Source organism: Bradyrhizobium genomosp. III (genome assembly GCF_000261705.1).
Classification (GTDB): domain Bacteria; phylum Pseudomonadota; class Alphaproteobacteria; order Rhizobiales; family Xanthobacteraceae; genus Bradyrhizobium; species Bradyrhizobium ottawaense.
The window spans coordinates 1-4,936 of the sequence record NZ_AJQF01000156.1 but is presented as its reverse complement, the minus strand read 5'-3'; the positions used below and the strand labels follow the sequence as shown (position 1 = coordinate 4,936).

4 protein-coding genes and 1 pseudogene are annotated in these 4,936 nt (G+C 64.5%); all 5 read right to left on the bottom strand.

The annotated features are described in order from the left end of the window. Nucleotides 1–310 (bottom strand): annotated as a pseudogene (locus IC66_RS0113200) (ABC transporter permease); the annotation flags it as partial. Between the two features lie 28 nt (nucleotides 311–338). Beyond that, complete coding sequence (locus IC66_RS0113195) at nucleotides 339–1,958, bottom strand: ABC transporter substrate-binding protein (RefSeq protein WP_038947943.1); 1,620 nt, start codon at nucleotides 1,956–1,958, stop codon at nucleotides 339–341. A 118-nt stretch (nucleotides 1,959–2,076) separates the two neighbouring features. Continuing rightward, nucleotides 2,077–3,513: an NAD(P)-binding domain-containing protein gene (locus tag IC66_RS0113190; RefSeq protein ID WP_038947941.1), complete on the bottom strand. Its 1,437-nt coding sequence runs from the start codon at nucleotides 3,511–3,513 to the stop codon at nucleotides 2,077–2,079. A 51-nt stretch (nucleotides 3,514–3,564) separates the two neighbouring features. Further along, complete coding sequence (locus IC66_RS0113185) at nucleotides 3,565–4,539, bottom strand: NAD-dependent epimerase/dehydratase family protein (RefSeq protein WP_038947940.1); 975 nt, start codon at nucleotides 4,537–4,539, stop codon at nucleotides 3,565–3,567. 16 nt (nucleotides 4,540–4,555) lie between these two features. Next, a partial coding sequence (locus IC66_RS0113180) for an amidohydrolase family protein (RefSeq protein ID WP_038947938.1) occupies nucleotides 4,556–4,936 on the bottom strand: 381 nt, incomplete at its 5' end.

The window sequence follows — 4,936 nt, the reverse complement described above, 5'->3', positions numbered from 1 at the left end:
CCAGCCGCTCGCGCAGATCCTTCAGCACCGGCTGCCCGGTCATCATGGAACGGCCGAGGTTGCCGCGGCCGATGTCGGAGAGATAGAACACGAGCTGCTCCGGCACCGACTTGTCGAGCCCCATCTGCTTGCGGATCTGCTCGATCTCCTCCTTGCCGGCGTTGGGCCCGGAGGCGAAGAACACCGCGGGGTCGCCGGGCAGGACGCGCATCAGGAGGAAAGTGAAGACCAGCACACCGAACAGCGCCGGCAGCGACGACAGCAGCCGCCCGCCCGCCCGCACCATCGTTGCGCCAAGTCCGGCCCTCACCTTCCAGAGCTCCTTTCGTCTGACGCTATCACTTGCGGCCGACATCGCGATAGTCGACCTGGCGGTGGAACTCGTAGGTGTAACCCTCGATCGAGGACGCCATCACCGCATCCTGATTTGGCTGCCACAGCATGATTTGCGGCATCAGATCGAAATGCATCGCGTTGAGCTTGCGGCCTGCTTCCTCGTACTTCGCCTTGTCCGGCTCGAAGCGGGCTTCCTGCGCGATCGCGGCGAGCTCCGGATTGTTGATCGAGCTGTAGTTCCAGCGCTGATTGCCGGTGTAGAAGTTGCGATAGAAGTAGTCCGTGGACGGCAGCCAGGCGACGATGCCTTCGGTGTAGAAGGGCAGCTTCTTCTCGTTGATCTGCGTCGACATCTGCGCATCCGGCAGCTTCTGGATGTCGACCTTGATCCCGATCTTGCCGAGCGATTCCTTCACCAGCGCCGCCATCGGCTCGGCGGTCGAGGCCTGGCCGACATTGAAGCTGAAGGTGGTCGAGAAGCCCTCGGGGAGCCCGGCGGCCTTGAGATATTCCCTGGCCTTGTCGAGATCGATCTTGACGGGTTGCTGGAACGGATAGATGCCGTTCAGCGGCTTGCCGTCCGGCCAGCTCGCACCGAACAGCGGCGCGCCGCGGCCGAACAGAGCGGCCTTGAACATGTCGTCATAGGGCAGCGCGAAGGCGACGGCGCGGCGGACATTGACGTTGTCGAAGGGCGGGATCTGGTTGTTCATCGAGACGAAGGTGATCGAATTGTATTGCGGCGTCGAGATCACCTTGAGCTTGCCCTTGGCCTCCAGCGACTGCACGTCGCTGGCCTGCAGATCAACGACGAGATCGGCATCGCCGCGCTCGACCAGATTGGCGCGCGTCGCCGGCTCCGGCACCGACTGGATGATCACGCGCTTGAAGAACGCCGGCTTATCGGGCGAGCCACGATTCCAGGCCTCGTTGCGCTTGACGATCACCTGCTCGCCCGGCTTGAACGTCTCGATCACATAGGCGCCGCTGCCAGCGGTGTGCTCCTTCAGCCAGGCGGTGGCCCAGGGATCATCCGCTGTCGCGTGCTCCTTCGCCACCTTCGAATTGATGATCATGGGATAGACGGTGGCCAAGTTCGGCAGCGCGAGCTTGTCGGGCTTCGGCAACGTCACCTCGATCGTGAGGGGATCGATGACCTTGAACTGGTCGGCCGACGTCAGGGAGCCAGTCAGCAGCTGCGCCTTGCCGAGGATCGGCGCGGTGACGCAGCGATCGAGCGACCATTTCACGTCCTCGGCCGTGACCGGCGAGCCGTCCTGGAATTTTGCATCCTTGCGCAGGCGGAAGGTGAGCTTCAACCCGTCGGGGCTGACGTCGTAGGATTCGGCGAGCTCGCCGGTGATCTTGTCGAGATCGAACACCCATTTGCCATTGAGCTGCTTGCGACCGAACGCCACCAGCCGGTCGTAGGTGCTCATGCTCAGCGCGAAGGATTCGCGGGTCGAGCCGGGGATGTTGGGATCGAGCGTGTTGACGGATGCGCCGGTGACATAGCGCAGCGTCTCCGCCCGGGTTTGCGCCTGCGAAGGCGCGGTGGCGATGAGCAACAGCGCAGTGGCGGCGAGCACGGAGGACGCCGGCCTGAAAGACACAAAACGCATTGGTTTTCCCCAAGATTTCGACAACACCGCCAGCAAGGCAGGTCAAGAAAGAAGCAAGTTGCGCGCCAGTCTCATGATGCGCTTCTGCGGACGCTTCGTCGCGGCGGCGCATGGATGATCATCGCAATTCCCCGCTGCTTCGCGCTTGCCGCGTGACCACGGCCTGCGGCACGTCATAGGCGCTGAGCGAGGCCCAGTGCCGCGCAACATCGGCGCGGAACAGGCCACGCGTCAGGCCATGAACCAGCTTGGGCACCGCGGTCGTCATCGCGTTGATCGACGATCCCGACGGGCCGAAACTCATGGTCGAGGCGATGGCGAACAGATGGATGTCGGAGATCCACGGCGTCTCGCCCGGGACACGTTCGGTGAAAGCATAATCGTCGGCCAGATAAGGAAAGCGGCCGAGCCGCGCGTTGCGTTCGTTCGAAGGCGGCAGATAACGGTCGGCCCAAGTCGCGATATTGCCGGCAAATCGGCTGAGTTCGCCGCGGCCAGCAAAGATCATGTCGATACCGGTCCCGCAGATGACGAAGTCCGCCGCGATGGTGCCGCGCGGCGTCTGCAGTTCAAGACCGCCCGCGGTCTGACGCGCGGCCTCGATCGGAGCGCCCTCGTGCAATGTGAAATGGGCGTGGCGCGCGCAGCGGTCGTAGGTCGCTTGCGGAAATCCCTCGCGCATTTCCAGGATCGTGCGCATGAAACGCCAGCGCCAGGCATCATCGAGATCGCTGAGATGACGCAGGAAGCCGCGGAAGGTCAGCCAGCGATAGGGCTGGATCACCTGGATCTGCGCACGGCGACACAGTAGGTGCACTTCCGCAGCCCCCGCCTCCAGCGCCGTGGCCGCATTGTCGAACGCAGATGCGCCGGCACCGATCACGGCGACGCGCTTGCCGCGAAGGTTTTCGAAATCGATCTCGTCGGCGACAGTTGCGACCGACCCGGCCGGCAGATCGCGCAGCGGCTCGGGGATCATCCAGCCGCCCATGCCCTCCTGCCCCGTCGCCAGCACGATCTTGCGCGCATGGAGCGTCTCGACGCCGTCGGCACGTGTCACGAGGGCAGCCAGCAGGCCGTCGGCCGCTGGCGCAATCTTCAGTAGCTCGCAGCCATTGCGCACCGGCAACGCGATCGTGCGCCGCAGCCAGAGCAGATAGTCCGCCCAATGCTCGCGCTCGATCAGGCCAAGCCCCTGCCAGCTCTCCTTGCCGAAACGGGCTTCATGCCAGGACTGATAAGTCAGGCTGGGGATATCGAGGTCGGGCCCCGTATAATCCTTCGGGCTGCGCAGCGTCGGCATGCGGGCATAGGTCAGCCACGGGCCCTCCATCCCCTCCGCGGCCTTGTCGAGCAGCAGGATGTTGCTGACGCGGGAGCGCATCAGGCCGAAGCCGATAGCCACGCCGGATTGGCCGGCGCCGACGATGAGCACGTCCAGCGCAGGCTTGCCGTCCGGGCCCATCTTCGGCTCGAGCCAGGCGGCGCCGGGATGCGCGATCCTGGCGAGATCGGCGCGAATGCCCCCTTCGAGTTCTGTCAGCGCATCGCTCATGCCGCGAGCCAACCTCCGTCGATGATGGCCGAGCGCCCTTGCGGTGGCATGTCAAATCTCCTCCCGGTGCTGCATCCACCAGGTGCTCATCGCCGCCGCAGACTCTGCGCAGCCGAACCGCGCGTGCCAGCCGAATTCGTCCGCCATCCGTGTAACCGAGAGCGGAGCGCGTTCCGGCCCTTGCAGTCTGATGAAGGTGCTCTCTCCGGGTGCCGCCAGCCGGCATTGCAAACCGGGATGCAAAGCCGCAAAGGCCTCGCCCCATTGCAGCGCAGACCACGCCGCACCGCTGGAGATGTTGTAGAGCCGGTGGCGTGGCCGCTCGGCCTCGATCAGCACAGCGACGGCTTCGGCGGCGTCTAGGGCATAAATCCAGTCCTTCACTCCTGGACCTGGCATGAGCGCCAGCCCGCAGCGAGCGAACTCGGCAAGGATCTGAAACTGAAGGCTCGGCGTATCCCGCACTTTGCCGATCCGCTCCCAAGGACCGAACACCGCGCTCAAACGCACGCTCAGGAAATCACCGCCAAAGAGCTCGGCGTGCCGCGCCACCGATCGTTCCGAGGTGAATTTGCTGATCGCGTAGAAGGAAATGGGATCGCACGGCGTTTCCTCGTCGAGGACCGGGTAACGGTGCCCCGCGGCACCATAGGCGGACGCCGAGGACAGATTGATCACGCGCCGAACGCCACGGCGGATCGCCGCGCTCAGGATCGGCATCTGAGCCATCACATTAATTTCGAGGATGTTCGAGGTCGTGGATCGCTCGAGCTGATCACCGGCCGTTATCGCAGCGCCAAGGACAATCGCATCGAAACCCTGTTTCAGAAGTACGTCGATCCTCTCGACGTCCGTGATCTCGCCCTGAACAAGGGTAAGCCGCTCCCGGTCGTCGACGAAGGATCGCTCCGCTCCCGCCGGCAATTGCTTGCGGTCATACAACGTCACCTCATGCCCACGCGCGAGCAGCACCTCGGCGAGGTTGAGCCCGACAAAGCCGGTGCCGCCGAAGATGACGGTCCTCATCGCGCGCGATCCGCGATCACAGCAGTTTTGCCCCGAAGTTCCGTTCCGGGTCCATGTCGGCGACGAGACGGCCGGTGGGCTTGGCCGCCTCGCCGCCGCTGCGTGCCAGGAATTTTCCGCTGCCGGCATCGGCGAGGCACTTGTTGCCGTCGATGACCACCCGGCCGCGCGACAGCACCGACACCGGCCAGCCCTTCAGCTTGCGGCCCGCGAACGGCGTGTAGCCGGCGAGATCGTGCATCATCTGGTCCGCGATCACGGTCTCGCGGTTGGGATCCCAGATCGCGATATCGGCATCGGCGCCGATCGCAATCGAGCCCTTGCGGGGGTGCAGATTGTAGATCTTGGCAGGCGCCGTGGACGTCAGCTCGACGAACTTTTCCAGGCCCAGCCGCCC